The sequence below is a fragment of the Bartonella propinqua genome (assembly GCF_047263965.1).
Classification (GTDB): domain Bacteria; phylum Pseudomonadota; class Alphaproteobacteria; order Rhizobiales; family Rhizobiaceae; genus Bartonella.
The window spans coordinates 23,989-49,804 of sequence record NZ_JBLEBK010000007.1; the positions used below are offsets into that span (position 1 = coordinate 23,989).

Here is a 25,816-nt window from a genome sequence, read left to right on the forward strand (position 1 = left end):
GCAAGAGGACTGTCATGGTAGGCGTAGAAATAAAAAAGGTTGAGGCGGATGAGAGCGGAATGCGTTTGGATCGCTGGTTTAAAGCGCGTTATCCAGGACTTGGGTTTGGATCTTTACAAAAATTGCTACGTTCTGGTCAGATACGGGTTAACGGTGGGCGTGTTAAAGCCGATACACGTATTTTAATGGGGCAATCTGTCCGTGTTCCACCTTTACCTATTGATGGTAAAGAGAGTTTCTCTATCACGGATAAAGTTATTCGTGGACAGGATGACGAAGTCATTTTGAAAAAAATGCTACTTTATGAAGATCCAAAAATTTTCGTTTTTAATAAACCAGCAGGTTTAGCTGTACAAGGTGGTTCTGGTTTAACACGCCATATAGATAGTATGCTTGAAGTGTGGCGCAATAAAAAAGGTGAAAAACCCCGTTTGGTTCATCGTCTTGATCGAGAGACATCAGGTGTACTCATTGTTGCTCGGTCAAGGGGAGCCGCGCAGGCTTTGACTGCCGCTTTTAGAGCACGGGAAACGAAAAAGACTTATTGGGCATTGGTTCGGGGGGTTCCTAGAAAGAAGCAGGATAAAATTTCAACATGGATGGTCAAAGATATAACTGCGCAGGGGGATAAAATGCGTGTTTGTGAACACGGGGAACCAGATTCTAGTCATGCAGTTTCTTATTATCGCGTTTTAGACACTCGAGGACAAACTCTTTCGTGGCTTGAAATGGAGCCTTATACTGGCAGAACACATCAGTTACGTGTGCATGCTGCTCATATGGATCATCCTATTATCGGTGATGCAAAATATTTTTTTTCTGATAGCAATTGGAAATTTCCAGGGGGCATTCAAAACCGACTTCACCTTCATGCACGTCGTATTCGCATTCCTCATCCTTCAGGAGGAATATTGGATATTGTCGCACCTTTACCACCTCATATGGTACAAAGTTTTAATCTTTTAGCTTTTAGTGAAACTGATGGAGACACAGAATAATAAAGGAAAAATTTTGCAGCTTATTTTATTTGATTATGTGCAAAAATATTGATTTAATTTTTACTACACAGGTGTAAAAATGGTTAGCGTAATGACAATTGATGTTTTTAAAATTATTATACTGTGCCTATTTTACAAAAGGTTAGTGCAGATTTTCCTCTCAACAAACCAGTAGATTTATTGAAAATAATATAGGTATAACGATATGCGTGAAATTTTTGATCACTTTGATATGTCTTTGAACAAAAGTCATTCTGTTCACGAGACTCAAAAACTTTCACATCAGTCACTACCTAAACGATTTTATAAAAAAGTGAAAATTACATGTGAAGAGAGAGGCTTTGCTATATTATTAGATGAATACCCAGTTAAAACACCAGCAAAACGTTGTTTTTTTGTGCCAACAGAGATGTTCGCTGCATTAGTGGCGCAGGAATTTGAGAATCAGAAAGAAGTTATTGATCCCACAAAAATGCCGATTACGCGCCTTGTTAACACTGTTATTGATGGTATAGCTGATGATATGCAGGCTGTTTTTGAAGACTTGTTGCGTTTTGTTGCGTGCGATATGCTTTTTTATCGTGCACCAGCACCAAAAGAGCTGGTACAACGACAATGTGAGGAGTGGGATCCTTTACTGGATTGGGCAGAAAAAAAACTTGGTTCACGCTTTAATTTGGCAGAAGGGCTTATGCACGTTGAGCAATCACGAGAAGCTATTCAAGCGGTGAGCAATTATTTACGCAAGGTAGAATCTCCTTATGTGCTTGCGGCACTGCATACGATAACAACTTTAACGGGATCAGCCCTTATCGCTCTTGCGGTTGCTGCGGAGGAAATCGATTCAGATCATGCTTGGGATATTGCGCATTTAGATGAAAATTGGATGATGGAACAATGGGGAACTGACGAAGAAGCAATAGCACGTCGTGCTTATAAGAAAGCTGAATTTAATGCAGCAGCTACAATCATTAAAGTTTGTTTGTAAAGTTAAATTTACTTCTGTTTATCAGTGTGCATCTGTTTTAAAAATCACGATTTTTATGATTTTTGGTGGATTGGTTTTTATATTGCCAGCCTAAGAGGTATTTCTCTGATTATGTTGAAGATTGTTGCGCTTATTGCCACGGATAAAATATCCTATGCGCTATTGTAAAGAAGAGCAATAATCTCAGTCAAAAATAAAGAACTTTCCCAGTATTGGTTGTGGTGCAGTTATAAATAAAATAGGGGAATACCATTATAACTTTATCTTCATGTTTTCTCTTTTATCGGTTGGGTATTTAATCTTATAATTTTTTGCCAATGTTTTATTTGGTTTTTCATGATTGGTTGGTATTATGATTCTCGATGGTTTTTTTACAATTAGATTATTTGATGATTGATTAAGGAAGAACACGTTTGCAAAAAGCGCATTGTGCTTTCTGAAAAAAACACCGCAGAAAATGGAGATTTTAAATCTCCATTTCTAAATTGAAAAGAATAGTCTATTCTTTAAACAGAATAATACATATCAAATTCGATGGGATGTGGGGTTGTTTCATAGCGCAAAACTTCTTGCATTTTTAATTCAATGAAAGAATTAATCTGGTCATCATCAAAAACATCGCCAGCTTTAAGGAAGCTACGATCTTTATCAAGTGCTTCAAGGGCTTCGCGCAGACTTCCTGAGACCGTCGGGATTTCTTTGAGTTCTTTTGGAGGAAGATCATAAAGATCTTTATCCATAGCATGTCCAGGATGAATTTTATTTTTGATTCCATCAAGACCAGCCATTAAGAGTGCGGAAAACGCCAAATATGGGTTTGCTGTTGGATCTGGAAAACGAACTTCTACGCGTTTTGAATTTGGCGAAGAACTTGTTGGAATACGGCAAGATGCAGAGCGATTGCGTGCAGAATAGGCAAGAAGAACAGGGGCTTCATAACCAGGAACCAAACGCTTGTAGGAATTGGTAGATGGATTTGTGAAGGCATTGATCGCTTTTGCATGCTTAATAATACCACCGATAAAGAATAGGCAGGTTTCTGATAGTCCTGCATATTCATTTCCTGCAAAGATCGGTTTGCCATCTTTCCAAATGGATATATGTACATGCATGCCAGATCCATTATCACCAAAAACTGGTTTTGGCATAAAAGTTGCTGTTTTTCCGTAGCTATTTGCTATTTGATGCACAACATATTTAAAAATTTGCATTTTATCAGCTTCACGAACTAAAGTATCAAAACGAATACCTAATTCATGCTGGGCTGCAGCCACTTCGTGATGGTGTTTTTCAACACGAACGCCCATATCTTTTAGCGTCGTGAGCATTTCAGAGCGCATATCTTGGCAAGAGTCGATTGGAGGAACTGGAAAATAACCGCCTTTCATTCGTGGACGGTGACCGAGATTCCCCATCTCATATTCAGTGTCATCATTTGATGGAAGTTCATTTGAATCGAGTTTAAATCCTGTGTTGTAGGGGTCAGTCTTATAGCGCACGTCATCAAAAATAAAAAATTCTGCCTCCGGACCTACATTGATTACATCTCCGATTCCTAAGGATTTCATATAAACTTCAGCCCTTTTGGCAATAGAACGAGGATCTCTACGATAAAATGCTCCAGAAACAGGATCGAATACGTCACAAAATATGACTAAAGTAGATTGAGCAAAAAAAGGATCAATATGTGCTGTTTCTGGGTCTGGCATCAGTGCCATATCGGATTCATTAATTGTTTTCCATCCAGAAACTGACGAGCCGTCAAACATAACACCATCGCTAAATGTATCTTCGTTGATTTCTGCAATATCCATTGTGACGTGATGCAATTTTCCTCGTGGGTCGGTAAAGCGTAAATCGACAAAACGTATGTCATTGTCTGCAATCTGTTTAAGAATATCTGATGCGGTTGTCATATTCCATTTCCTTATTGGATTGAGGTGGATAAAAAAGGTGAAAAATTTTGAGGATTAAAGGGCATCAGTTCCAGATTCGCCAGTGCTAATACGAATGGCATTATCAATGGAAGAAATGAATATTTTTCCATCTCCGATATGTTTTGTTTGAGCTGCTTTACGTATTGCATCAACGGTTTTCTCCAGCATTTCATCAGTAATAACAATTTCAATCTTTACTTTAGGTAAAAAATCAACAACATATTTAGCACCACGATAAAGTTCTGTATGTCCTTTTTGACGTCCAAAACCCTTTGCTTCTGTTACGGTAATAGCATGTAATCCAATTTTTTGAAGCGCTTCTTTCACTTCATCAAGTTTGAAAGGTTTTATAATGGCTTCAATTTTTTTCATGCTGAAATTATCTCCAACGTTATTTTGTCTTTTTAGACTGCACTACATTATATTGGCAACCGTGAGATGTGCAAACAGATACTTTCTACACGGAAAAGTCAAAAATCATATAACTATGTGTTTTTTTTGAAAGATTCTCTTACAGCATAGAAGATGAAGAGCTGTTATTTTGTGAAAAAAAAGCTACAAAAGTTTGTAAAAAAACAAAATGATACAATAAGAAACATGTGACGTTCTTTATTTTATGGTACCATTGATGTTCTATAATGTGGCAAATTTTTTAAGAGTTGGGATCATATAAAGGTCGACGCAGCAAAATTTCTTTCAGAAATTTTCCAGTATAGGAAGTGGGAGCATTAATAATATCTTCAGGGCGTCCAACTGCAACGATTTCACCGCCGCGATCCCCCCCTTCTGGTCCTAAGTCAATAATCCAGTCGGCTGTCTTGATGACTTCAAGGTTATGCTCAATTACCGCAACTGTATTGCCTTGTTCAACAAGTTCATGCAGTACTTCAAGAAGTTTAGAAATATCATGAAAATGTAGTCCTGTTGTTGGTTCGTCTAAAATATAAAGTGTACGCCCCGTTGTTTTGCGTGAAAGTTCTTTAGCAAGCTTTATGCGTTGCGCTTCACCGCCAGAAAGTGTTGTGGCTTGCTGCCCTACTTTAAGATAACCGAGACCGACTTTTATAAGAGTCTTCATTTTGTTGTGAATAGCAGGAACAGCTTGAAAAAAATTCTCTGCCTTTTCTATTGTCATATCTAGGATGTCTGCAATAGACTTTTCTTTAAATTTTACTTCCAGCGTTTCTCGATTATAGCGCTTGCCTTGGCATACGTCGCAAGTAACATAGACATCGGGCAGAAAATGCATTTCAATTTTGATAACCCCATCACCTTGACATGCTTCACATCGTCCTCCCTTAACATTAAATGAAAAACGTCCAGCTCGATAACCGCGGGCTTTTGATTCTGGTAATTCGGCAAACCATTCACGGATTGGAGTAAACGCGCCTGTGTAGGTTGCTGGATTAGAGCGCGGGGTGCGTCCAATAGGTGCTTGGTTGATATCGATGACTTTATCAAGAAATTCTAAACCTTCAATTTTGTCGTAGTTTGCTGGGCTGTGATGACTTCCCATGATATGACGTGATGCAGCTTTGAAAAGGGTTTCAATGAGGAATGTTGATTTTCCTCCACCTGAAATGCCAGTTATGCATGTGAAGGTTCCAAGAGGGATGTTAGCACTAATATTTTTGAGGTTATTACCTCGAGCACCGATGACTTTGAGTGTTTTTGATTTTGATATTTTGCGCCGTTGAGTGGGCACTGTAATTGCCATTTTTCCTGAAAGATATTGGCCTGTGAGGGAAGATGGATTTTCTATAATCTCTTGTGGTGTTCCCTGCGCTATGATTTCTCCACCATGAATACCTGCAGCAGGACCAATATCAACGACATGGTCTGCAGTAAGAATAGCATCTTCATCATGTTCGACAACAATAACTGTATTGCCGAGATCGCGCAGATGGCGCAGCATTTTTAAGAGACGTTCATTATCGCGTTGGTGTAAACCAATAGATGGCTCATCTAAAATATAAAGAACACCTGTAAGACCAGATCCAATCTGAGATGCTAACCGAATACGTTGGCTTTCTCCTCCTGAAAGTGTGCCTGAATTTCGAGATAAGGTAAGATATTCAAGTCCTACATCATTTAAAAAAGCCAGACGTTCACGAATTTCTTTTAAAATACGTACTGCAATATGACGCTGCTTTTCAGTCAAATATTGGTGAATGTTAGTAAACCAATCATTTGCTTTTAAGATAGAAAGTTCTGATATTTGCCCAATATGCATCCCATGAATTTTTACAGCTAATGCTTCTGGTTTTAAACGATAACCATGGCAAGCTGGGCAAGGTGAGGAAGACATATAACGTTCGATTTCTTCACGTGACCATGCCGAATCTGGCTTTTCCCACCGTCGTTTCATATTTGGAATAACACCTTCAAAATATTGGGTTATTTTATCCTCATCTAAATCATTTTTATGGGCAGAAAAAATTTCTTTTCTTTTTGTGCCATATAAAATAGCGTTTTGTGCTTCATTAGAAAGTGCGCACCATTTATCTGTGAGTTTGAATTCATAAATTTTTCCCAATGTTTCTAGGGTTTTGTTATGAAAACATGAGGATGATTTAGACCAAGGGACAATTGCTCCAGCTTTTAAGGTGAGGTTTTTATTGGGTATAATTTTTTCTGGGTCGATTGTCTTTTTTATGCCTAGTCCATCACAAATAGGGCAAGCTCCAAAAGGATTATTAAATGAAAAGAGTCGTGGTTCAATCTCAGGGATAGAAAAACCAGATATAGGGCAGGAAAATTTTTCCGAAAAAATAAGCCGTTTATGTGTTTCATTTTTCGATTTATTGACAGCTTCTTTTTCTTTTTGTGGCAAAGGTTGATCTGCCATTTCAGCAACCGCAATCCCATTTGCTAGCTTTAAACATGTTTCTATACTGTCAGCTAAGCGAGACGCCATATCATCGCGCACAACAATGCGGTCAACAACTACATCTATGTCATGTTTATATTTTTTATCAAGGGGAGGGGCATCAGGAATTTCATAAAATTTTCCATCAACTTTAACACGTTGGAAACCTTTTTTTAAAAGTTCCATTAACTCTTTTTTATACTCTCCCTTTCGTCCTCGCACTAAGGGTGCCATAATAAAAACCCGCGTACCTTCTGGTAAGTCCATAATTTGATCGACCATTTGGCTTACAGTCTGGCTTTCAATGGGAAGTCCCGTAGCAGGAGAATGAGGGATACCAATACGTGCAAAGAGAAGACGCATATAGTCGTGAATTTCGGTGACAGTTCCCACCGTTGAACGAGGATTACGGCTGGTCGTTTTTTGTTCAATGGAGATGGCTGGAGAAAGACCATCTATTCGGTCGACATCTGGTTTTTGCATCATTTCTAAAAATTGACGCGCATAAGCGGAAAGGCTTTCAACATAGCGGCGTTGACCTTCAGCATAAATTGTATCAAAAGCCAAGGATGATTTTCCTGAGCCAGAAAGTCCTGTTATGATAATCAATTTATCACGGGGGAGGTCTAGATCAATATTTTTAAGGTTATGTTCACGTGCGCCGCGAATGGAGATGTATTTTTGATGAGTCATGTCTATCCTTGGCATATGTAACAAAAATTGAACATTTGAAATGAAATAAAACTGTTTTTTTGGAACTACAATGTGTTTAATTACCTTAACATCGCAAAAGATTGCAAGTTTTGTGGGAAAAAAGACAAAGATAGAAAGCTTTTTATTCTAAAAGACGGAATAAACTATACGTTGTTGTCATTTTTTGTTATAATTGCTCTGTTTACGATTTTGGAGTTTATGCGATGGCTGGTAGCCTTAATAAAGTTATTTTGATTGGTAATCTTGGTGCGGATCCTGAAATCCGCCGTTTAAATTCTGGTGATCAAGTGGCAAATCTGCGTATTGCTACTTCAGAAAGTTGGCGTGATCGCAATACAAATGAGCGTAAAGAACGCACCGAGTGGCATAGTATTGTTATTTTTAACGAAAATCTTATCAAAATTGTGGAGCAATATTTAAAAAAAGGGAGCAAAATTTACATTGAAGGTCAGTTGCAGACGCGCAAATGGCAAGATCAGAATGGTAACGACCGTTATACAACAGAGGTTGTTTTGCAAAAATACCGTGGTGAATTACAAATGCTTGATGGACGTGGAGTAGCGGGTGGAGAGCAAATGCAAGGAGCAAATCAATCGAGTGGTAATTATGGCAGCGGTGGTTTTGGTGACAGTAGCTCAAATCCGAGAGATGTTTTTGGTCAAAGCAATAACACGTCGGGAGAGAGTTTTTCACATAAATTAGATGATGACGTACCTTTTTGATGGTTTTAAAGATACAATATTGTTTTTTGTATCTGTGTGGTTATTTGTTTTAACTTTTTAAATGCAGGATAGTAAATACTGGTCGTTTTGTTTACGATTATGAGTACAAGTAAATAACATATTGAAAATTATTGTTAAACTTCTTCTCTGTTGCAGGAGGGAAGTTAGCTTTTTGACATATTTTTCGATATACAAAGAGTAAAGTGATTCTTTTTTTGAAAGTCTTGAAACTGTGACCGATCTTACTCCACTACCAGAGCGTGATGTGCTCACTGGTATTGAACCAATCAATATTGTTGATGAAATGCAACGCTCCTATCTCGATTATGCGATGAGCGTGATTGTTTCGCGAGCACTTCCTGATGTTCGTGATGGTCTTAAACCGGTTCATCGGCGTATTCTTCATGCTATGAATGAGATGGGGCTCTCTTTCAATAAGCCTTATCGTAAGTCTGCGGGGGTTGTTGGTGAAGTTATGGGGAAGTTTCATCCCCATGGTGATGCTTCAATTTATGACGCGTTGGTACGTATGGCACAGGATTTTTCTTTACGAAATCCGTTGATTGATGGTCAAGGAAATTTTGGTTCTGTTGATGGTGATCCGCCTGCAGCAATGCGTTATACAGAATGTCGTTTAGAAAAAATTTCAGAAGAGCTTTTAGCTGATATTGATAAAGATACTATTGACTTTCAGGATAATTATGATGGACGCGAATGTGAACCTGTAGTTTTGCCAGCGCGTTTTCCTAATCTTTTGGTCAATGGATCAGGTGGTATCGCTGTGGGAATGGCAACCAATATTCCTCCCCATAATCTTGGTGAAGTCGTTGATGGTTGTATCGCCTTGATTGACAATCCCGATATAGCGCTTGATAAAATGATTGAAATCATTCCTGGTCCAGATTTCCCCACTGGTGGTATTATTCTTGGTCACTCTGGTATCCGTTCAGCTTATGAAACTGGGCGTGGTTCAATTATTATGCGTGCTAAGGTTGATATTGAGGAAATTCGCAATGGTCGACAGGCAATTATTGTAAGTGAAATACCTTATCAAGTTAACAAAGCGACAATGATTGAAAAAATGGCTGAATTGGTGCGTGATAAGCGCATCGAAGGGATTTCTGATTTGCGTGACGAATCTGATCGTGATGGGTATCGTGTCGTTATTGAGCTTAAAAGAGACGTTGTTGCAGATGTTGTTTTGAATCAATTGTATCGTTATACGCCACTGCAAACTTCCTTTGGTTGCAATATGGTTGCGTTAAACGGGGGAAAGCCTGAACAAATGACGTTGCTTGATATCCTTCGTGCATTTGTTTCTTTCCGAGAAGAAGTTGTAAGTCGGCGAACAAAATATCTTTTGCGCAAAGCGCGTGAGCGTGCGCATGTTTTGGTTGGTCTTGCTATTGCTGTTGCCAATATTGATGAAATCATAGCGTTAATTCGCAGGGCACCGGATCCGCAGACAGCACGTGTACAGTTAATGGAGCGGCGTTGGTTAGCGGCTGATGTAGCGCCTTTGATAAAACTCATTGATGATCCGCGTCATATTATCCATGAGGATAATACTTATAATTTATCTGAAGAACAGGCGCGTGCTATTTTGGAGTTGCGTTTGCAACGATTGACAGCGCTCGGGCGTGATGAGATTGCTGATGAGTTGAATAAAATTGGAGTGGATATTACCGATTATCTTCATATTTTGGCATCGCGTTCGCGGATCATGGATATCGTGAAAGATGAACTAAGTGCTCTTCGTGAGGCATTTGCAACTCCTCGACGTACTGTATTTGGTTTTGGTAATGCTGAGATGGATCATGAAGACCTGATCGCGCCAGAAGACATGGTGGTAACGGTTAGTCATAGTGGCTATATTAAGCGTGTTCCTCTCAATACATACCGTGCGCAGCGGCGCGGTGGTAAGGGACGTTCTGGTATGTCCACGAAAGATGAAGATTTTGTAACGCGTTTGTTTGTGGTTAATACACATACACCAGTTCTTTTCTTTTCATCACGTGGGATTGTTTATAAGGAGAAAGTTTGGCGTTTACCTCTTGGTACACCACAATCACGCGGGCGTGCTTTAATTAACATGCTTCCCTTGCAGCAAGGTGAACGCATAACAACTATTATGCCTTTGCCAGAAGATGAAGCCAGTTGGAGCGCATTGGATGTTATGTTTGCAACTACGCGTGGAACTGTGCGCCGCAATAAATTATCAGATTTCGTTCAAGTTAATCGTAATGGTAAAATTGCAATGAAACTTGATGAAGAGGGAGATGAGATTCTTTCTGTAGAAACTTGTACAGAATCTGATGATGTTGTTCTGACAACAGCTAATGGACAATGTATTCGTTTTCCAGTTGTTGATGTTCGGGTATTTGCGGGTCGTAATTCAGTTGGAGTGCGTGGTATCAACTTAGTTAAAGGGGATAAAGTTATTTCAATGACTATCTTAGAGCATGTTGAAGCAACATCGGTTGAGCGTTCTGCTTATGTTAAACGTGTGATTAATGAACGGCGTGCAGCTGGTGCGGATGCTGAAGATGTTTTAACTCTGGATGAAGGTGATGGAGAAACTGAAACAGAATTGACGGATGAACGTTATACCGAACTTCATGCTCGCGAGCAAATGCTTTTAACAGTGAGTGAATTTGGTTATGGGAAACGGTCTTCCTCATATGAGTTTCGTATTTCTGGACGTGGTGGAAAAGGGATTCGCGCAACCGATCCATCTAAGACGGCTGAAATTGGTAAATTAGTGGCAGCTTTTCCAGTGAAGGTACAAGATCAAATTATGTTGGTATCGGATGGGGGGCAACTTATTCGTGTTCCTGTTGATGGTATTCGTATAGCTGGTCGTTCGACTAAGGGAGTAACGATTTTCAACACAGCTGAGGGGGAAAAAGTCGTATCGGTTGAGCGTATTTCTGAATCTGAAGATGATGTTAGCCAATTAGATGATGAGGGTGGAAATCACTCTGATATGGTTAATATTAGCGAAGAAAAATGACTCTGAAGGTAGCGGAGTGAAATAATGAAAATTGCTCTTTATGCGGGTTCTTTCGATCCTTTTACAAACGGTCATCTAGATGTTTTGCAGGGTGGTTTAGTTTTGGCTGACAAGGTGGTTGTGGCTATAGGTATACAAGCTAGAAAAACACCACTCTTTAGCATTGAAGAGCGTGTTGGCTTAATTGCGCAAGCGGGGCAAGATTTTTTAAGCGTGGGTTCTGACCGATTACAGGTTATTTCATTTGACACTCTTTTGATTAATAAGGCGCGTGAAATTGGTGCTTCATTTCTGATTCGTGGTTTACGTGATGGCACTGATCTTGATTATGAAATGCAAATGGCAGGGGTCAATGGTATTATGGCTCCTGAGTTGCAAACTGTTTTTTTGCCAGCAAGTGTTTCTGGACGTGCGATAACTTCTACATTGGTGCGTCAGATTGCTTCTATGGGAGGTGATGTGACACCTTTTGTGCCTTCAAATGTTGCACGAGCTTTACACTTGAAATTTCAATCTTCAGGAGAAAATAATTGTGTATCTTAGAATTTTTGCTGTTTTGACATGTGTTTTTTGCTTTTTTTCATTCAGTGCTGCTGCAGATGATTCTAACATCCTTGTTTTATCTCTTAAAAATGGTGATGTAATTATTCGTTTGCGTCCTGATCTTGCTCCAAAACATGTAGCACAAATTAAGAAACTAACAGAAGAAGGTGCTTACAATAATGTTGTGTTTCACCGTGTGATTCCTGGCTTTATGGCGCAGACTGGTGATATAAAATTTGGAAAAAAGGGCAGCACAGATTTTGATCTTAAGCGCGCTGGTATGGGTGGATCAAATTATCCCAATATACCAGCAGAATTTTCAAAGCAGCCATTTGTGCGTGGCACTGTTGGTATGGCGCGTTCACAAGATCCTCATTCTGCAAATTCTCAATTTTTCATTTGTTTTAGTGATGCTGCTTTTTTAAATGGTCAATATACCGTTGTCGGGGAGGTCATAGAGGGAATGGATGTTGTTGATAAAATAAAAAAGGGTACCACAAGTAATAATGGATCTGTAAAAAATCCTGATGTTATTAATGCTGCCTATTTACAAGATGATAGATGAGTCAAAGGAGTAGCCGTATGGCTGAGATTAAAGATATAGAAAATACCTTAATTCTTGAAACAACCAAGGGCAGAGTCGTTATTGAGCTTCTTGTTGATTTGGCTCCTTATCATGTTGCGCGTGTTAAAGAGCTTGTGCGTGAGGGTGCTTATGATAATGTTATTTTTCATCGCGTTATTGATGATTTTATGGCTCAAACTGGTGACGTACAATTTGGAAAAAAAGATGGTGAAAAATTTAATTTATCACGTGCTGGTATGGGAGGATCAGATAAACCCGATTTAAAAGCAGAATTTTCGAATCTTTCTCATAAGCGTGGTACCGTTTCTATGGCACGCAGTCAGAATCCAAATTCTGCTAATTCGCAATTTTTTATCTGCTTTGAGGATGCTCCTTGGCTTAATCGTCAATATTCTATCTGGGGGCAGGTTATTGAGGGTATGGAAAATGTCGATCAAATTAAGCGCGGTGAGCCTGTTGTAGATCCTGATTCCATTATCAAAGCTACAATTGCTGCGGATGTAAAATAGTATAATATTATATAGAGGATAATTGCTACTCATGAGCTATTTTAAGATTCATTAAAATAGGTTTCAATTTTATATTTTTGTGCAAATAGAGTTTTTCTATTTTAATGATTCAGTGCAATAAATCGCATTGAGATCAGCTTTTTTGGGTAAAAATATTATTTTATTTGTGTTTGTCAAAAGAAGATGTGATGAAGCTTTTTCATTTATGCTTTTTGGAAGAGCTTTTGATGAAGGAAAGGCATCGGTTTGAATATTATGAAGGCTATTTAAGTGTAGTCAGCGGGATAATATTTATAGGCATAGTGTTGGCTGTTATGACAGTTTTTAGCATATGTATTTTCAGCTTGTCATATTATGTCAAAATGTTGTCAGAAATTTAAAATAAAAAATATGAATCTTTTTTTCGTCAAAAAATGTAGTTCAGGTCTAGCTATTGGTTTTCATTTTACTGAGACATTTTGGGTCATGTTTGGGAACTGTTTACATTGCATACAGATACGTTTTTTATCTGTAAAAATAAAGGATATCTGTCATTGTGAGTGTATTCAGAAATTTTTTCTATCGATGTTAAATCTGCTAAAAGCATTATTTGTCATAAAAGCTAGTGGAAGTAAGGTCATTTTTATTGAAGAAACAATAGCCTTGTAATATTAAACACTGCTGCGAGTAAGTGCTAACACTTTGAGGTGTTTATGTTGTCAGGCACTATTGATGTTTTATGAACCTAGATATTATCTTTACTGTAGTGACCGCTTGACAACAAATATTCCATTTATCTCGTTGAATTTTTTTATGCTGATTACAATATTGAGCGAATCAAAAAACAATTCGTAAAACTTATGAAATGTTATTCAATGCTATTAAGAAAGGAGGTATTGCCTTTCTTTCTTTTTATGGCGATGTAAGTTTATAGCTTCAAAGAGATGAAAGTGATGATAAAAACATTTCACTATAGAAAGATTTCTCAAGATGGGTATGCGCGTCGAGGTGAAATTATAACGGGACGCGGGTGTATTCGCACACCTGCATTTATGCCAGTTGGAACGGCAGGAACTGTTAAAGCTATGTATATGGATCAGCTTCATGCTCTTGGAGCAGATATCATTTTGGGTAATACTTATCATTTAATGTTGCGACCAGGAGCTGAGCGTGTTGCGCGTTTAGGGGGATTACATGACTTTATACGCTGGTCTAAACCGATTTTAACAGATTCTGGTGGATTTCAAGTTATGTCTCTTGCAGGAATCCGTAAAATTACAGAGCAAGGTGTGATTTTTCGCTCCTATATTAATGGAGCGTATTATGAAATGAGTCCAGAGCGTTCTATCGAAATTCAAGGGCTTCTTAATTCTGATATTCAGATGCAGTTGGATCAATGTATTGCATTGCCTGCAAGTGAAAAGGAAATGGAAGCCGCTATGGAGCTTTCATTACGCTGGGCGCAGCGTTGTAAAATAGCTTTTGGTAATCAGCCAGACAAGGCTATGTTTGGTATTGTTCAGGGCGGTGATAATATGAAACTGCGTGAACGCTCTGCCCAAGCATTAAAAGAGATGGATTTGAAAGGCTATGCTATTGGAGGACTGGCTGTTGGTGAACCGCAAAATGTTATGACAGCCGTATTGGATGTTACTTGTCCGATTTTGCCAGAGGATAAGCCACGCTATCTTATGGGGGTGGGAACGCCTGATGATATTTTGAAAAGTGTTGCGCGCGGTATTGATATGTTTGACTGTGTTATGCCGACGCGTGCGGGGCGTCATGGTTTAGCTTTTACGCGCTTTGGTAGAATTAATTTACGTAATGCGCGTTATGCAGAGGATCCACATCCTCTTGATCCACAGTCGCTTTGTCCTGCTGCATATGATTATAGCTGTGCTTATTTACACCATTTAATTAAATCTGGTGAATCTCTTGGTGGGATGTTGCTGACTTGGAATAATCTTTTTTATTATCAACAACTTATGCAAGGTATTCGTGATTCCATTGAAACAGGGTGTTATGCTGATTTTTGTGCTGAAACGAGTGCTTTATGGATGCAAGGACGATAGGGTGGTGATAGGGCACTGACTATTAATATGGTGTTTACTTTTTCTCCTGTTGCTCAATTATTTTTGCACAAAGTAAAAGTAAGGATATTGTAATAATGTTCTTCAAAAGCATAAAACTGCGCTGCCCTAAAAGATGGATGCGCAGTTTTATCGATACATATTTTCCCTGCAATACTAATATTCAGAAGAAATTATTACTCCGGTACGCATTACCTGACCCGGAGAAAAACAGTTTGTTTCTGTTTCTGATAATTGTTTAGATCAACAATATTAATGAGGAGTTAGTGAATTCTTAAAGAAGTATAAAAATTGTGTTTTTATGAGGAATTATATATTTTTTACCATTAAATGGTGAAGTCTTAACACAAGATGTCGATACAGCTTATTCACACAAAGAATGGTTTTTTGTTATTCATTGTTACATAAAATTGCGTAAAATTTTATGTAAAGATAGATAGAAGATGTTTTACTTATGATGGTGTGAAAGTGATTATGTTTGAGACTAAGATCTAAGAAGTTAATACTATAAAGTGCTGGAATTGTTTTTACAGACAGTGACATTTCAATAACTGATTTTTCATTTAGCTTACAGAATATTACAGTTGCAATGCGTTCTAAAGAAACAGACTCTGTTATAAATATATATTCATCGCTATGAAAAAATTAAAAATGTTGCCCTTTTTGTTGTGGAAGATATTTTTCAAATTTTGTTTGGCAAGATATAGATTAAAAAATATTGTGAGTTTATTTGCATATGTTACAGATATTAATGATAAAATGCCCCTAGACAAAAATAATGACAATGAAGAATTTTCGTAAAAAAAATTTTTTTGCATCTTGTGAGATTGATTCTAGAACGCGACATTTGGCAATTTTAACTCTTGCAGTGGGAAGTTTTGCTATTGGCACTGCTGAGTTTGTTGCGATGGGTTTACAGCCAGAGATGGCACGTAGTTCACATGTTGATATTCCTACAGCTGGTCAATATATTTCTGCTTATGCACTGGGAGTTGTGATTGGGGCACCTCTTTTAGCTGTTGCAACAGCTAAGTTATTACGCAAAACTGTTTTGATAGGATTGATGTTTTTTTATGCACTGGCAAATATTGCAAGTGCTTTTTTTTCTGATTTTAGCGTACTGGTGGCATTGCGGTTTGTCAGTGGTCTTCCCCATGGTATCTATTTCGGGCTTGCAACTATGGTTGCATCCTCAATGGTGGAAATAAATAAACGTCCAAAAGCTGTTGGGAATGTTATGCTTGGTTTAACAATTGCAACAGTTTTGGGTGCACCAAGTGCAACATGGATTGGGCAGCTTGTTGGTTGGCAGATTGCTTTTATTCTTGTAGGTGTTATTGCTTTATTGTGTTGTTTACTTATTGGAAAATTCTTACCTTCCATTCCAAATACTTCTAAAACAAGTCCTCTGCGCGAATTGAGTGCATTAAAGCAAAAGCAAGTGTGGCTTCTCTTGGCAATGGTTTCGATTGGTGCATCGGGGTTATTTTCTGTTTTCACTTATATCAAGTCAACATTAATGCATATTTCTGGTATTTTACTTGATTGGGTGCCATTTATTATGCCATTGGTTGGATTAGGGATGGTTGTGGGCAATCTTGTGGGGCCTAAACTTGCAGTTAAAGTTGGCATTTCGCCGATGATATTTTTTGCTATGCTTTGGAGTGCATTTGTTTTTTTTCTTTTTTTCTTTTTATCTCATACTCCATTAACAGCAGCGTTAGGATGTTTTCTTGTTGGTACTTCTTTTGCATCTATGCCTTCTATACAAACAAAAATTATGGATGTTTCTGTACATGGACAGATTTTGGCAGGAGCTTTAATGCAATCTGCTTTTAATATTGCGAATGCTCTTGGAGCAGAATCTGGGGCGTGGGTTTTAAAATTAGGCTATAGTTATGAATATACTGCTATTTTGGGAGGTATTTTAACTTTGTGTGGATTATTGATTTTTTGTTTTTCATGGTACGTGGAAAAGCGTAATCAAAATTTTTTTTGATTATGAATGTTTTTAAAAAGAGTATTTATTTAATCACTTGATTGCCCAGTTGGATTTTTTAATATGCTGTAAGAAACGCGTAAAGCAAACGGAATACCGAGACAAAATAAAAGACTGATGAGTGTTGCAAGAAGAGCTTTTGCTGCAAGAATCATTCCAGCAATTCCTCCAGGGTTAAATAAACCAGCAAGATTTGTGGTTGCTCCTGCAAGTGTTGCGCTTAGTGCTGCTGAAAATAGCTGTACAGAGGTGAGAGATTCGCTGGCGCGTAACGCATCTTTATCATTTGCACATTGTAGAATTCTTGTTAACAAATGCGGCCATGCTATACCAGCGCTAATCCCGATAGCAAACAATGCTAAGCAAATGATAAAAGTATATTTAGGTGTGGAAACTTCTGTTGGAACAAGCCATAAAAGTACGCCTATGCCTAAAAGGCTTAGTATGGGAGAATATACAATAATACTGCGAATGTTTTTTGTCGACACACCAGCACTTGAGAGAGAACCGCATGTCCAACCAAGGCTTATGAGTGCTGCCATGTAACCCGCAATAAGTGGGTCTTGCCCGTGAAGTTCTTGAAGAAAAAGTGGAAAATAAAGCTCTATACTATACGCTACTATCGTTATAACGAGTATTAATGAGTAAACAGGAAAAAATTCAGAAGAGAAAGAGAAGCTTTTACGTGGCAACATAGGATGAAGTGCAGATAATTCGATTTTTGCTAAAACGAAAAGGAGACTAAATCCGATAACCAGTCCGCAGATTTGTGCAACTGCAGTATCCATAGTTCCACCAACGGAAATGATAAAAATTAACAAAATGAGTGTAAGAAGTTGTGGGAAGGGGAGTGGAGACGTTGGAATGTAATTTGTATTTTTTTTTGGTAAAACTTTAAATGCTATAAATGAGAAGATTATTGCCAATACTCCAACTACCCAAAAGGAGGTTCTCCACACACTATATTGTACAGAAATACCGCCGATAGCTGGTCCTAATAAGGTTGATATTCCCCATATTCCAGAGATAATACTGAATGCATGTGACCATAAAGGTGGGCTGAAAACGATACGCACCATGGAATAAGATAAGGATAGCAAAGCACCGCTTCCAAATCCTTGAACAAAGCGTCCTATTAAAAATAATGGCATAGTTGGCGCCATGCTGCACATGAAGGTACCAACAGTAAAAATAAATCCAGAAACAACATAAGCTTGGCGAGGACCTATTTTTTCTAATATTTTTGTTGCAAGTGAAGTACCAAGGAGTGAGGCTGTAATAAAAACAGTAGCTACCCACGAATAATATAGCTCACCGCCAATATCATCCATAAGAGAAGGCAAAATAGTGATAACAATGTAAACGTTGATAGCATGCAACGCCACACCGCCCGTAAATGTTAAAGAGCGAATACCATTTTTACCCCATAAAAGCGCGAACCAGTTCTGTTTTTTCACTATTTTTGCTATTTAATAGAGAATTGATCTTTTTTATTTATAAGACAGTTATTTAAATTTTCCAAGAGGGGAAGAATTCAAAGCTCTCTTTTCGTAGAGCTTTGAAATTTAAATTAAATCTATAATTTAATTGACCATTATTTTTTTTAGGTTTTCATCAATTTTATCGAGGAATCCTGTTGTAGAAAGCCATCTTTGTTTAGGTCCAATTAACAGTGCAAGATCTTTGGTCATAAAACCTTCTTCAACGGTTTTAATACAAACTTCTTCCAATGTTGTGGCAAAGTTTTTTAATTTCTCATTACCATCCAATTTGGCACGGTGCGCCAATCCGCGTGTCCATGCAAAAATAGAAGCAATAGAATTTGTTGATGTTTCTTCATTTTTTTGATGCTGACGGTAATGACGTGTTACTGTACCATGTGCGGCTTCTGCTTCAACAATTTTACCGTCTGGTGTCATGAGGACAGAAGTCATGAGCCCAAGGGAACCAAAACCTTGGGCAACGATATCTGACTGGACATCACCATCATAGTTTTTACATGCCCAGACATAACCTCCTGACCATTTAAGCGCAGAAGCAACCATATCATCAATCAGGCGATGCTCATAATATAATTTACGACTTTCAAATTCAGCTTTAAATTCTGCATCAAATATTTCTTGAAAGATATCTTTAAAACGTCCGTCATAAGCTTTCAGAATGGTGTTTTTTGTTGAAAGATAGACAGGGACATTTCGCTGTAGTCCATAATTAAAAGATGCGCGGGCAAAGTCACGAATTGATTCATCGAGATTATACATGGCCATGGCAACTCCCGCACTTGGAGCATCAAAAACATCATGTTCGATAACTTGATTGTCATCGCCGACAAATTTAATAGTTAGTTTTCCCTTACTGGGAAATTTAAAATCAGTTGCTTTGTACTGATCACCAAAAGCATGACGTCCGATAATAATTGGTTTTGTCCAATTAGAAACAAGACGTGGAATATTTTTACAGATAATAGGTTCGCGGAAAATGGTTCCCCCTAAAATATTGCGGATTGTACCATTAGGTGATTTCCACATTTTTTTTAGGTTAAATTCTTTTACACGTGACTCATCAGGAGTGATGGTTGCACATTTTATGCCAACTCCGTATTTTTTGATAGCGTTAGCAGAATCGATCGTTACTTGATCATTTGTTGCATCTCGATTTTCGACGGAAAGATCATAATATTTAAGATTAATGTCGAGATAGGGATGAATCAGTTTATCTTTAATATATTTCCAGATGATACGGGTCATTTCATCCCCATCGATTTCAACAACGGGATTTTCTACTTTGATCTTTGTCATTAGAAGTCCTTTTTCATTTAAGTGATATTGTCTTCTATAATACTTTCAGGATTAGAATGAAAAGTTAAAACAGGGAAGGTAGAGAAGCATTTAAACGATATCGCATATTATCGAGAGGATGTAAAACTTTATTAAAAAACGGACGCATTGCAAAGAAAGTCGTATATCTGCAATATTTGAGCATTATATAATTGATAAAAAATCAACTCTATTAAGGAGAATGGTAAGCAGATATTACTGGCAGTATTTTTTTGTTTTTTAGTCAAATATTTTATTTAAATATTTGATAAATTTATATTATTATAATTTTTTGAATAAAGTATAAATTTTTGTATTGTCATTTTATCTCTAAAGTCATGGTTTGCTAATTTAAATAAAAATCCAAATTTAGTAAAAGAGAATTATTATTATAAAATGGTTATGTAAACAAAACTGTAGGATAGCTTTTTAGTTTACATAAAAATTCTTAAAGTTATTTTTATGTAAAAAATTTACAAATTATGTGCATTTTATTTAAAATAAATAGTATATGCGTCGATATAGCTTAAAAATTGTTACTTTATTACAAGTTACAATAACTGAGACATTCTACCTTTGATGAATTTTTAATTTATTATCAATATGTGTGAAAAATCACTATCCTTGAAAAGAACGAAAAATCAGTCATCTAATAAACTTTACGATTCTCAGTACGCAGAAATGCCAGAAAATTCCATTCTCTAACCTTATTTCATCATTCGTAATAGTATAAATAATTAAAAAATATAAATAAAATCAAAATATTACGCAACATAAAGAAAAAGATGGTACGCCCAAGGGGAATTGAACCCCTGTTTCCGCCGTGAAAGGGCGGCGTCCTAACCGCTAGACGATGGGCGCAAACCAGTGATGAGGCTTATAGAGAGTATCTTTTTACTTCGCAAGCCCTATATGTAATTTTTTTAAAAAAACATGTTTTATTGAGCTAATTTGAATATCTTTATATTATTCTTTACCGAGATTATTTTATTTTTTAGAGCTTTGTATGAAAAATATAAAATAATTATAACAGTTAATAGGAAGACTTAAATTAGTACAATGATAGTTGGATGATGCTTTTTGAAGAATCGAATGAAATTTTAAAGGGGTATTTTATTCGTTATTGTTAGATATATGCGCGATGAAAATATTGCTTTATTTTCTCAAAGATTTTTCATGAAAGAGAATGGTCATTTATGATGAGGCAATAAAACCATGAGCTGCTACAGAGCAATTTACGAAATAGAACGAGCACTCGTAGATACGCTAAAAAATGATGCGAAGCGTGTAAAAGCTGCTTCTAAAGCACAAGCCAAAAATTCATTGAATTTAATTAAAATGCAAGAAGGCGCGTATTGGTGAAGCTGAGAAAACATCGAAGCATATTGAACAAAGTGGAAATTAATAATCATTTTTTTCATATTACCCATAAAGAAAGCTAGAAAAAGTTTTAAATTTGTTGTTTTTTATGTTTGAAGCAATCACTTATTGTTTAAAAAGTGCTGCACAGATAGAGATTTTGATATCATTGGTTTATCTCGATAAGTCGTATTTGGCTGATATTTTTAACTGGAATAGATAAGTTATCTGAAATATCCAAAAGCTGTAAATGTTATCATTATTCTAGTTTTTGTCATATTTCAGGGTTGTGTTGCCTGTAAGTCAAGTATTATGGTTTACATTTTTAATATGCAGTATAATCTAGAGAGGGAGGCAAGTTGTCTTAAATAGTGACAGTCTTGATATTGTAACAGTTTAAAAAATGTATAAAAGCGGTACAATAGTTTAATGATTTGGGGCTATGCTAATAATAATTTCTAGCTTTTGAAGCAGCACCATTTATGTCGGTTTTTATTTTCAAAAAATATGGTTATTTATGTTCTCTAAAGTTTTTGATTGAGCAGTTAGATATTGTTTTGCTAGGGATTGGCTTTTTATTTATAGGGTGGATAAGTGTTCAATATATATTATTGTTGGTAGGTATGATTTGTGCTGCGTTACATGTAATTAAAATATTTTTGAGTGAAAGTTAAAAGATAGGCAGTTTGAATAATGGCAGAAGCTTTGAAGGTTGGTATTGGAGGTTTGGGTACAGTCGGGACTGCAGTTATTCGGATTTTACGTGAAAAAGAAAATAGTTTGGCTTGCCGGTGCGGACGACCAATCAAAATTGTTGCTGTTAGCGCGCGTAATAAAGATCGCAATCGTGGAATTGATCTAAGTGATGTAAAATGGTTTGATTCACCTGTAGAAATGGCAGCTTCTGATGAAATTGACGTTTTTGTTGAATTAATTGGTGGTGAATTAGATATTGTGCATGCAGCTGTTAAGAAGGCGCTTGATGTGGGACATCACGTTGTTACTGCCAATAAGGCACTTCTTGCTCGACATGGAGGAGCACTTGCTGTTAGTGCAGAAAAAAGAGGTGTTTTTCTTAATTTTGAAGCCGCGGTTGCAGGTGGAATTCCTGTTATCAAAGCAATGAGAGAATCACTTTCTGGTAATCATATATCACGGATTTATGGCATTTTGAATGGAACCTGCAATTATATATTAACACGCATGTTTACGGAAGGTCTTTCATTTAAAGATTGTTTAGCAGATGCGCAAAGGCTTGGTTATGCTGAAGCTGATCCAACTTTTGATATTGGAGGAAATGATACTGCTCATAAATTAGCTTTGTTGACCAGTTTAGCGTTCGGAACTACCATTTCATTGGATGATGTCTATGTTGAAGGAATTAGCAATATTTCACAGATTGATATCCGTGCTGCTGATGAATTGGGTTATCGGATTAAACTTTTAGGAGTTGTGTTAAAAACTGATTCTGGAATCGAGCAACGTGTTCATCCAACAATGGTACCAACGTCATCAATGATTGCGCAGATTCATGGTGTGACGAATGCTCTTTCTATTCAAAGCGATTTATTAGGTGAATTATTGCTTTCTGGTCCTGGGGCTGGAGGAGTAGCAACAGCATCAGCAGTTATTGGCGATTTGGTTGATATAGCGAAAGCGCGCCCTCATTTTCAGTATGCACCTGTTTTAGGGAAACCAGCATTGACGCTCACTCCTTATAAAAAAGCACGTATCGCTCATCATGCAGGTGGCTATTTTATTCGTTTGAGTGTTCATGATCGCGCTGGTGTTTTTGCAACAGTTGCAAAACATATGGCTGATAATCATATTTCTTTAGAATCGATTGTGCAAAGGCCTTTTGTGGAAAGTCAAATTGTCGAAACAAAAACTATCATTTTAATAACGCATGAAACAACAGAAGTGAATATACAACAAGCGCTTGCAGCAATTGAAAAGGATGGTTATCTTGTTGCAAAGTCCCAATTTATCCGTATTGAACGTATGGGATAGCATAGAGTTGACGATTTATTACATCATGGTAAAAAGAGAGCTGAGTGTTTTTCTCTTGTGGAAAGCTTTCATCTTTGCAAAAATCTTTATTCTTAATGTTTTGCAATGAATGCTAGAATCTGTGCGCTCATATTGACTCGATAGGATTTTTTATATGCCCAAAATTCAGAAGACTTTAAATGGACTTGACCGTATCCTAACGCTTGAATTGGTACGTGTGACTGAACGCGCTGCTGTTGCAGCTGCGCGCTGGCGTGGGCGTGGTGATGAAAAAGCTGCTGACCAAGCTGCTGTTGATGCAATGCGTCAGGAACTTAATCGTTTACCTATTGAGGGTACAGTGGTGATTGGCGAAGGTGAACGCGATGAAGCTCCAATGTTGTATATTGGAGAGAAAGTTGGTCTTCAAAATGGGCTAGCAGTTGATATTGCGCTCGATCCTCTTGAGGGAACTACAATTTGTGCTAAAAATCTTGCCAATTCTTTGGCTGTGGTCGCAATTGCTGAGAAGGGTAACTTACTTTATGCACCTGACGTTTATATGAAAAAAATTGCTATTGGTCCTGGCTATCCAAAGGGGGTGGTTGATATAGATGCTTGTCCTGCGGATAATGTTCATGCCCTTGCAAAGGCGAAGGGAGTCGCTGTTAATCAGATTGCTGTTTGTGTTATGGATCGTCCTCGCCACGCAAAACTGATTGATGAGGTGCGTGCGACGGGTGCGTCTATTCGCTTAATTGGTGATGGAGATGTTGCTGCTGTTATTGATACAACTGATCCAGATGAAACGGGCATTGATATCTATATGGGCATTGGTGGAGCACCAGAAGGTGTATTAGCTGCTGCAGCTTTACGTTGTATTGGTGGACAGATACAAGGACGTTTACAGCTCGATACAGAAGAAAAAATTGCGCGCGCAGCCAAAATGGGCATCGATGATCCCAATAAGACTTACACAATGGAAGAGATGGCAAAAGGTGATGTTTTATTTTCTGCAACAGGTGTAACTGATGGAAATATGCTCTCTGGTGTCAAATTTACTCCTCGCTATATTCAAACGGAGACTATTGTGATGCGCTCACATACTGGTACAATTCGTAATATCAAAGCGCAACATAGAGATCACTCCAAGTTTGATTGATGCTTTTCGTTTTTACTATAAAAAATAAGAGAGGATCACTTTTTTGTAAAATGTTCTTCTGCGGAAAGGCTTTTTCTATGGATTGTATTTTAAAAATATTTTTTATCATTATGATAGTGGAACAGAGTGTATCCAACCGTTTTTATCTTCTGTATTCCCTTTTTGGAGATTGACCAATTGTGTGCGAAGTTGCTCTGTAATCTTGCCGACCATTTCATTGCCAATAACAAACTCTCCGCCTTTATATTTGAAACGACCAATTGCTGTGATAACGGCTGCAGTACCGCAAGCAAAGGCTTCTTTTAGGTAGCCACTTTGTGCATCTTCTTTGAGAGCTTCAAAAGAGTAAGGACGCTCTTCTATCGTTAAACCCATTTGTTGAGCTAACTTCAAAATTGAATGACGCGTTATTCCTGGAAGAATAGTGCCATTAAGTGCAGGTGTTACAAGTGTGTTATTTTCCATAATAAAACAAACATTCATGCCACCTAATTCTTCAATCCACTTATGTTCCACCATATCGAGAAAGAGCACTTGGCTACAATTATTTTGTGTTGCATTATTCTGTGCAAGCAGGCTTGCTGCATAGTTTCCTCCGCATTTGGCAGCACCTGTTCCACCTGGACCAGCGCGGCTATAGTCTGTTTCAAGCCATACACTGACAGATTTTTCTCCTTCTTTAAAATATGATTCCACTGGAGATGCTATAATACAGAAGATATATTCTCGAGAAGGGTGGACTTTTAAAATGTTTTCATTGCCAAACATAAATGGGCGTATGTAAAGGCTGGCATTTGGATGATCAGAAACCCACTTTTGATCAATCTTGACTAACTGATTCACTGCATCTAAAAAAATATCTTTTGGCAGTTCTGGCATCGCTAACCGTCGTGCCGATTCAGTAAAGCGCTGTGCATTGGCATCAGGGCGAAATAACAGGATACGTCCATCTTTTGCGCGGTATGCTTTTAAACCCTCAAAAACTTCCTGCGCATAATGCAGAACAGTACTTGCTGGACTAATTTCTAAAGGTTTGTGTTGAGAAATGACGGCATTATGCCAACCTTTACCTTCAGTCCACTGGATGGTTCCCATATGATCTGTAAAAAATTGCCCAAAACCAGGATTTTTTAGAATTTTTTCACGATTCTCATCTGACAAAGGGGAGTGGTGTTGCTCTATTTTAAATGGAAGCGACGATATGGGAATTCTCATCAGTAAAACCTTCTAAGGAAGATGCTGTATTTTTACGTATCTTTTATTAAAGGATAATAAAATGCTTTCATTAAAACATTATGATTAGCATCCTCTTTGAGTCAATATTTAATTATACCACTCAAAGAAAAGATTATTTAAGTGTGTTTTTTGATTATATTTTTTATTTATATTCATTTTTTTTCAAAATAATTATTTGAATAACTTCATATATAGGTACTATTTCAATAATTTATGGTAAGAACTGAGAAAAATAATTTTTTATAATTAGGAAAATTTATCTAAATATAGGCAATAATAAATAATAGTGTAATTTGACTACTAAAAT

The 25,816-nt window shown here is 37.4% G+C and carries 18 protein-coding genes and 1 tRNA gene; 12 read left to right on the forward strand and 7 right to left on the reverse strand.

The annotated features are described in order from the left end of the window. Positions 1–14 precede the first annotated feature (14 nt). Together ACMFKV_RS05745 and ACMFKV_RS05750 are read left to right on the forward strand one after the other, a co-directional pair. Positions 15–998 (forward strand): RluA family pseudouridine synthase, encoded by a 984-nt coding sequence (locus ACMFKV_RS05745; protein WP_413154715.1) that lies wholly within the window; start codon positions 15–17, stop codon positions 996–998. Positions 999–1,203: 205 nt separating this feature from the next. Then, on the forward strand, positions 1,204–1,986 hold the full coding sequence (locus tag ACMFKV_RS05750; protein ID WP_336288601.1) for an ATP12 family chaperone protein: 783 nt from the start codon (positions 1,204–1,206) through the stop codon (positions 1,984–1,986). A gap of 506 nt (positions 1,987–2,492) precedes the next feature. Here the strand turns inward: ACMFKV_RS05750 and glnA are convergent. The 3 genes from glnA to uvrA all read right to left on the reverse strand — a co-directional run bounded on the left by glnA (position 2,493) and on the right by uvrA (position 7,485). Beyond that, entirely contained in the window at positions 2,493–3,902 is a 1,410-nt protein-coding gene (gene glnA / locus ACMFKV_RS05755) for a type I glutamate--ammonia ligase (protein WP_336288602.1), read from the reverse strand. A gap of 54 nt (positions 3,903–3,956) precedes the next feature. Further along, positions 3,957–4,295: a P-II family nitrogen regulator gene (locus tag ACMFKV_RS05760; RefSeq protein ID WP_413154716.1), complete on the reverse strand. Its 339-nt coding sequence runs from the start codon at positions 4,293–4,295 to the stop codon at positions 3,957–3,959. 280 nt (positions 4,296–4,575) lie between these two features. Continuing rightward, positions 4,576–7,485, reverse strand: coding sequence for an excinuclease ABC subunit UvrA (uvrA, locus tag ACMFKV_RS05765; protein WP_413154717.1), 2,910 nt, complete (start codon positions 7,483–7,485; stop codon positions 4,576–4,578). A gap of 224 nt (positions 7,486–7,709) precedes the next feature. Here uvrA and ssb point away from each other — a divergent pair, with 224 nt between their 5' ends. The 7 genes from ssb to ACMFKV_RS05800 all read left to right on the forward strand — a co-directional run bounded on the left by ssb (position 7,710) and on the right by ACMFKV_RS05800 (position 16,947). Further along, complete coding sequence (ssb, locus tag ACMFKV_RS05770; RefSeq protein ID WP_336288605.1) at positions 7,710–8,228, forward strand: single-stranded DNA-binding protein; 519 nt, start codon at positions 7,710–7,712, stop codon at positions 8,226–8,228. Between the two features lie 232 nt (positions 8,229–8,460). After that, the gene (gyrA, locus tag ACMFKV_RS05775; protein ID WP_336288606.1) at positions 8,461–11,241 is read left to right on the forward strand and encodes a DNA gyrase subunit A; all 2,781 of its coding nucleotides are present in this window, start codon (positions 8,461–8,463) and stop codon (positions 11,239–11,241) included. A 24-nt stretch (positions 11,242–11,265) separates the two neighbouring features. Beyond that, the gene (gene coaD / locus ACMFKV_RS05780; RefSeq protein ID WP_336288607.1) at positions 11,266–11,784 is read left to right on the forward strand and encodes a pantetheine-phosphate adenylyltransferase; all 519 of its coding nucleotides are present in this window, start codon (positions 11,266–11,268) and stop codon (positions 11,782–11,784) included. Further along, positions 11,774–12,349, forward strand: coding sequence for a peptidylprolyl isomerase (locus ACMFKV_RS05785; RefSeq protein WP_336288608.1), 576 nt, complete (start codon positions 11,774–11,776; stop codon positions 12,347–12,349). Before coaD ends, ACMFKV_RS05785 begins: the two co-directional genes overlap by 11 nt. Positions 12,350–12,366: 17 nt before the next feature. Beyond that, complete coding sequence (locus ACMFKV_RS05790; RefSeq protein ID WP_413154718.1) at positions 12,367–12,879, forward strand: peptidylprolyl isomerase; 513 nt, start codon at positions 12,367–12,369, stop codon at positions 12,877–12,879. Between the two features lie 932 nt (positions 12,880–13,811). Further along, on the forward strand, positions 13,812–14,930 hold the full coding sequence (gene tgt / locus ACMFKV_RS05795; RefSeq protein WP_336288617.1) for a tRNA guanosine(34) transglycosylase Tgt: 1,119 nt from the start codon (positions 13,812–13,814) through the stop codon (positions 14,928–14,930). Between the two features lie 802 nt (positions 14,931–15,732). Continuing rightward, on the forward strand, positions 15,733–16,947 hold the full coding sequence (locus tag ACMFKV_RS05800; RefSeq protein WP_413154721.1) for an MFS transporter: 1,215 nt from the start codon (positions 15,733–15,735) through the stop codon (positions 16,945–16,947). 29 nt (positions 16,948–16,976) lie between these two features. Here the strand turns inward: ACMFKV_RS05800 and ACMFKV_RS05805 are convergent, their stop codons facing one another. The 3 genes from ACMFKV_RS05805 to ACMFKV_RS05815 form a co-directional block, all read right to left on the reverse strand. Beyond that, complete coding sequence (locus ACMFKV_RS05805; protein WP_336288610.1) at positions 16,977–18,404, reverse strand: MFS transporter; 1,428 nt, start codon at positions 18,402–18,404, stop codon at positions 16,977–16,979. A gap of 126 nt (positions 18,405–18,530) precedes the next feature. Continuing rightward, positions 18,531–19,745, reverse strand: a complete 1,215-nt coding sequence (locus tag ACMFKV_RS05810) for an NADP-dependent isocitrate dehydrogenase (RefSeq protein ID WP_336288611.1) — start codon at positions 19,743–19,745, stop codon at positions 18,531–18,533. 804 nt (positions 19,746–20,549) lie between these two features. Continuing rightward, positions 20,550–20,624 (reverse strand) — tRNA-Glu (locus ACMFKV_RS05815). Positions 20,625–20,978: 354 nt separating this feature from the next. Here ACMFKV_RS05815 and ACMFKV_RS05820 point away from each other — a divergent pair. From ACMFKV_RS05820 to glpX, 3 genes are all read left to right on the forward strand, one after another. After that, positions 20,979–21,125 (forward strand): hypothetical protein, encoded by a 147-nt coding sequence (locus ACMFKV_RS05820; RefSeq protein WP_336288677.1) that lies wholly within the window; start codon positions 20,979–20,981, stop codon positions 21,123–21,125. A 690-nt stretch (positions 21,126–21,815) separates the two neighbouring features. Next, a complete protein-coding gene (locus ACMFKV_RS05825) occupies positions 21,816–23,132 on the forward strand; it encodes a homoserine dehydrogenase (RefSeq protein ID WP_413154719.1) in 1,317 nt (438 codons plus the stop codon). A 154-nt stretch (positions 23,133–23,286) separates the two neighbouring features. Next, complete coding sequence (glpX, locus tag ACMFKV_RS05830; protein ID WP_336288674.1) at positions 23,287–24,273, forward strand: class II fructose-bisphosphatase; 987 nt, start codon at positions 23,287–23,289, stop codon at positions 24,271–24,273. Positions 24,274–24,381: 108 nt separating this feature from the next. Here the strand turns inward: glpX and ACMFKV_RS05835 are convergent, their stop codons facing one another. Beyond that, positions 24,382–25,488 (reverse strand): branched-chain amino acid aminotransferase, encoded by a 1,107-nt coding sequence (locus tag ACMFKV_RS05835; RefSeq protein WP_336288673.1) that lies wholly within the window; start codon positions 25,486–25,488, stop codon positions 24,382–24,384. Positions 25,489–25,816: the final 328 nt, after the last annotated feature.

Excerpts from the sequence above, each read along its gene's own strand:
- ACMFKV_RS05745 (WP_413154715.1), top strand. The coding sequence starts at position 15 with ATGGTAGGCGTAGAAATAAAAAAGGTTGAGGCGGATGAGAGCGGAATG.
- ACMFKV_RS05750 (WP_336288601.1), top strand. The coding sequence starts at position 1,204 with ATGCGTGAAATTTTTGATCACTTTGATATGTCTTTGAACAAAAGTCAT.
- glnA (WP_336288602.1), bottom strand. The coding sequence starts at position 3,902 with ATGACAACCGCATCAGATATTCTTAAACAGATTGCAGACAATGACATA.
- ACMFKV_RS05760 (WP_413154716.1), bottom strand. The coding sequence starts at position 4,295 with ATGAAAAAAATTGAAGCCATTATAAAACCTTTCAAACTTGATGAAGTG.
- uvrA (WP_413154717.1), bottom strand. The coding sequence starts at position 7,485 with ATGACTCATCAAAAATACATCTCCATTCGCGGCGCACGTGAACATAAC.
- ssb (WP_336288605.1), top strand. The coding sequence starts at position 7,710 with ATGGCTGGTAGCCTTAATAAAGTTATTTTGATTGGTAATCTTGGTGCG.
- coaD (WP_336288607.1), top strand. The coding sequence starts at position 11,266 with ATGAAAATTGCTCTTTATGCGGGTTCTTTCGATCCTTTTACAAACGGT.
- ACMFKV_RS05790 (WP_413154718.1), top strand. The coding sequence starts at position 12,367 with ATGGCTGAGATTAAAGATATAGAAAATACCTTAATTCTTGAAACAACC.
- tgt (WP_336288617.1), top strand. The coding sequence starts at position 13,812 with ATGATAAAAACATTTCACTATAGAAAGATTTCTCAAGATGGGTATGCG.
- ACMFKV_RS05800 (WP_413154721.1), top strand. The coding sequence starts at position 15,733 with ATGAAGAATTTTCGTAAAAAAAATTTTTTTGCATCTTGTGAGATTGAT.
- ACMFKV_RS05810 (WP_336288611.1), bottom strand. The coding sequence starts at position 19,745 with ATGACAAAGATCAAAGTAGAAAATCCCGTTGTTGAAATCGATGGGGAT.
- ACMFKV_RS05820 (WP_336288677.1), top strand. The coding sequence starts at position 20,979 with ATGAGCTGCTACAGAGCAATTTACGAAATAGAACGAGCACTCGTAGAT.
- ACMFKV_RS05825 (WP_413154719.1), top strand. The coding sequence starts at position 21,816 with ATGGCAGAAGCTTTGAAGGTTGGTATTGGAGGTTTGGGTACAGTCGGG.
- glpX (WP_336288674.1), top strand. The coding sequence starts at position 23,287 with ATGCCCAAAATTCAGAAGACTTTAAATGGACTTGACCGTATCCTAACG.
- ACMFKV_RS05835 (WP_336288673.1), bottom strand. The coding sequence starts at position 25,488 with ATGAGAATTCCCATATCGTCGCTTCCATTTAAAATAGAGCAACACCAC.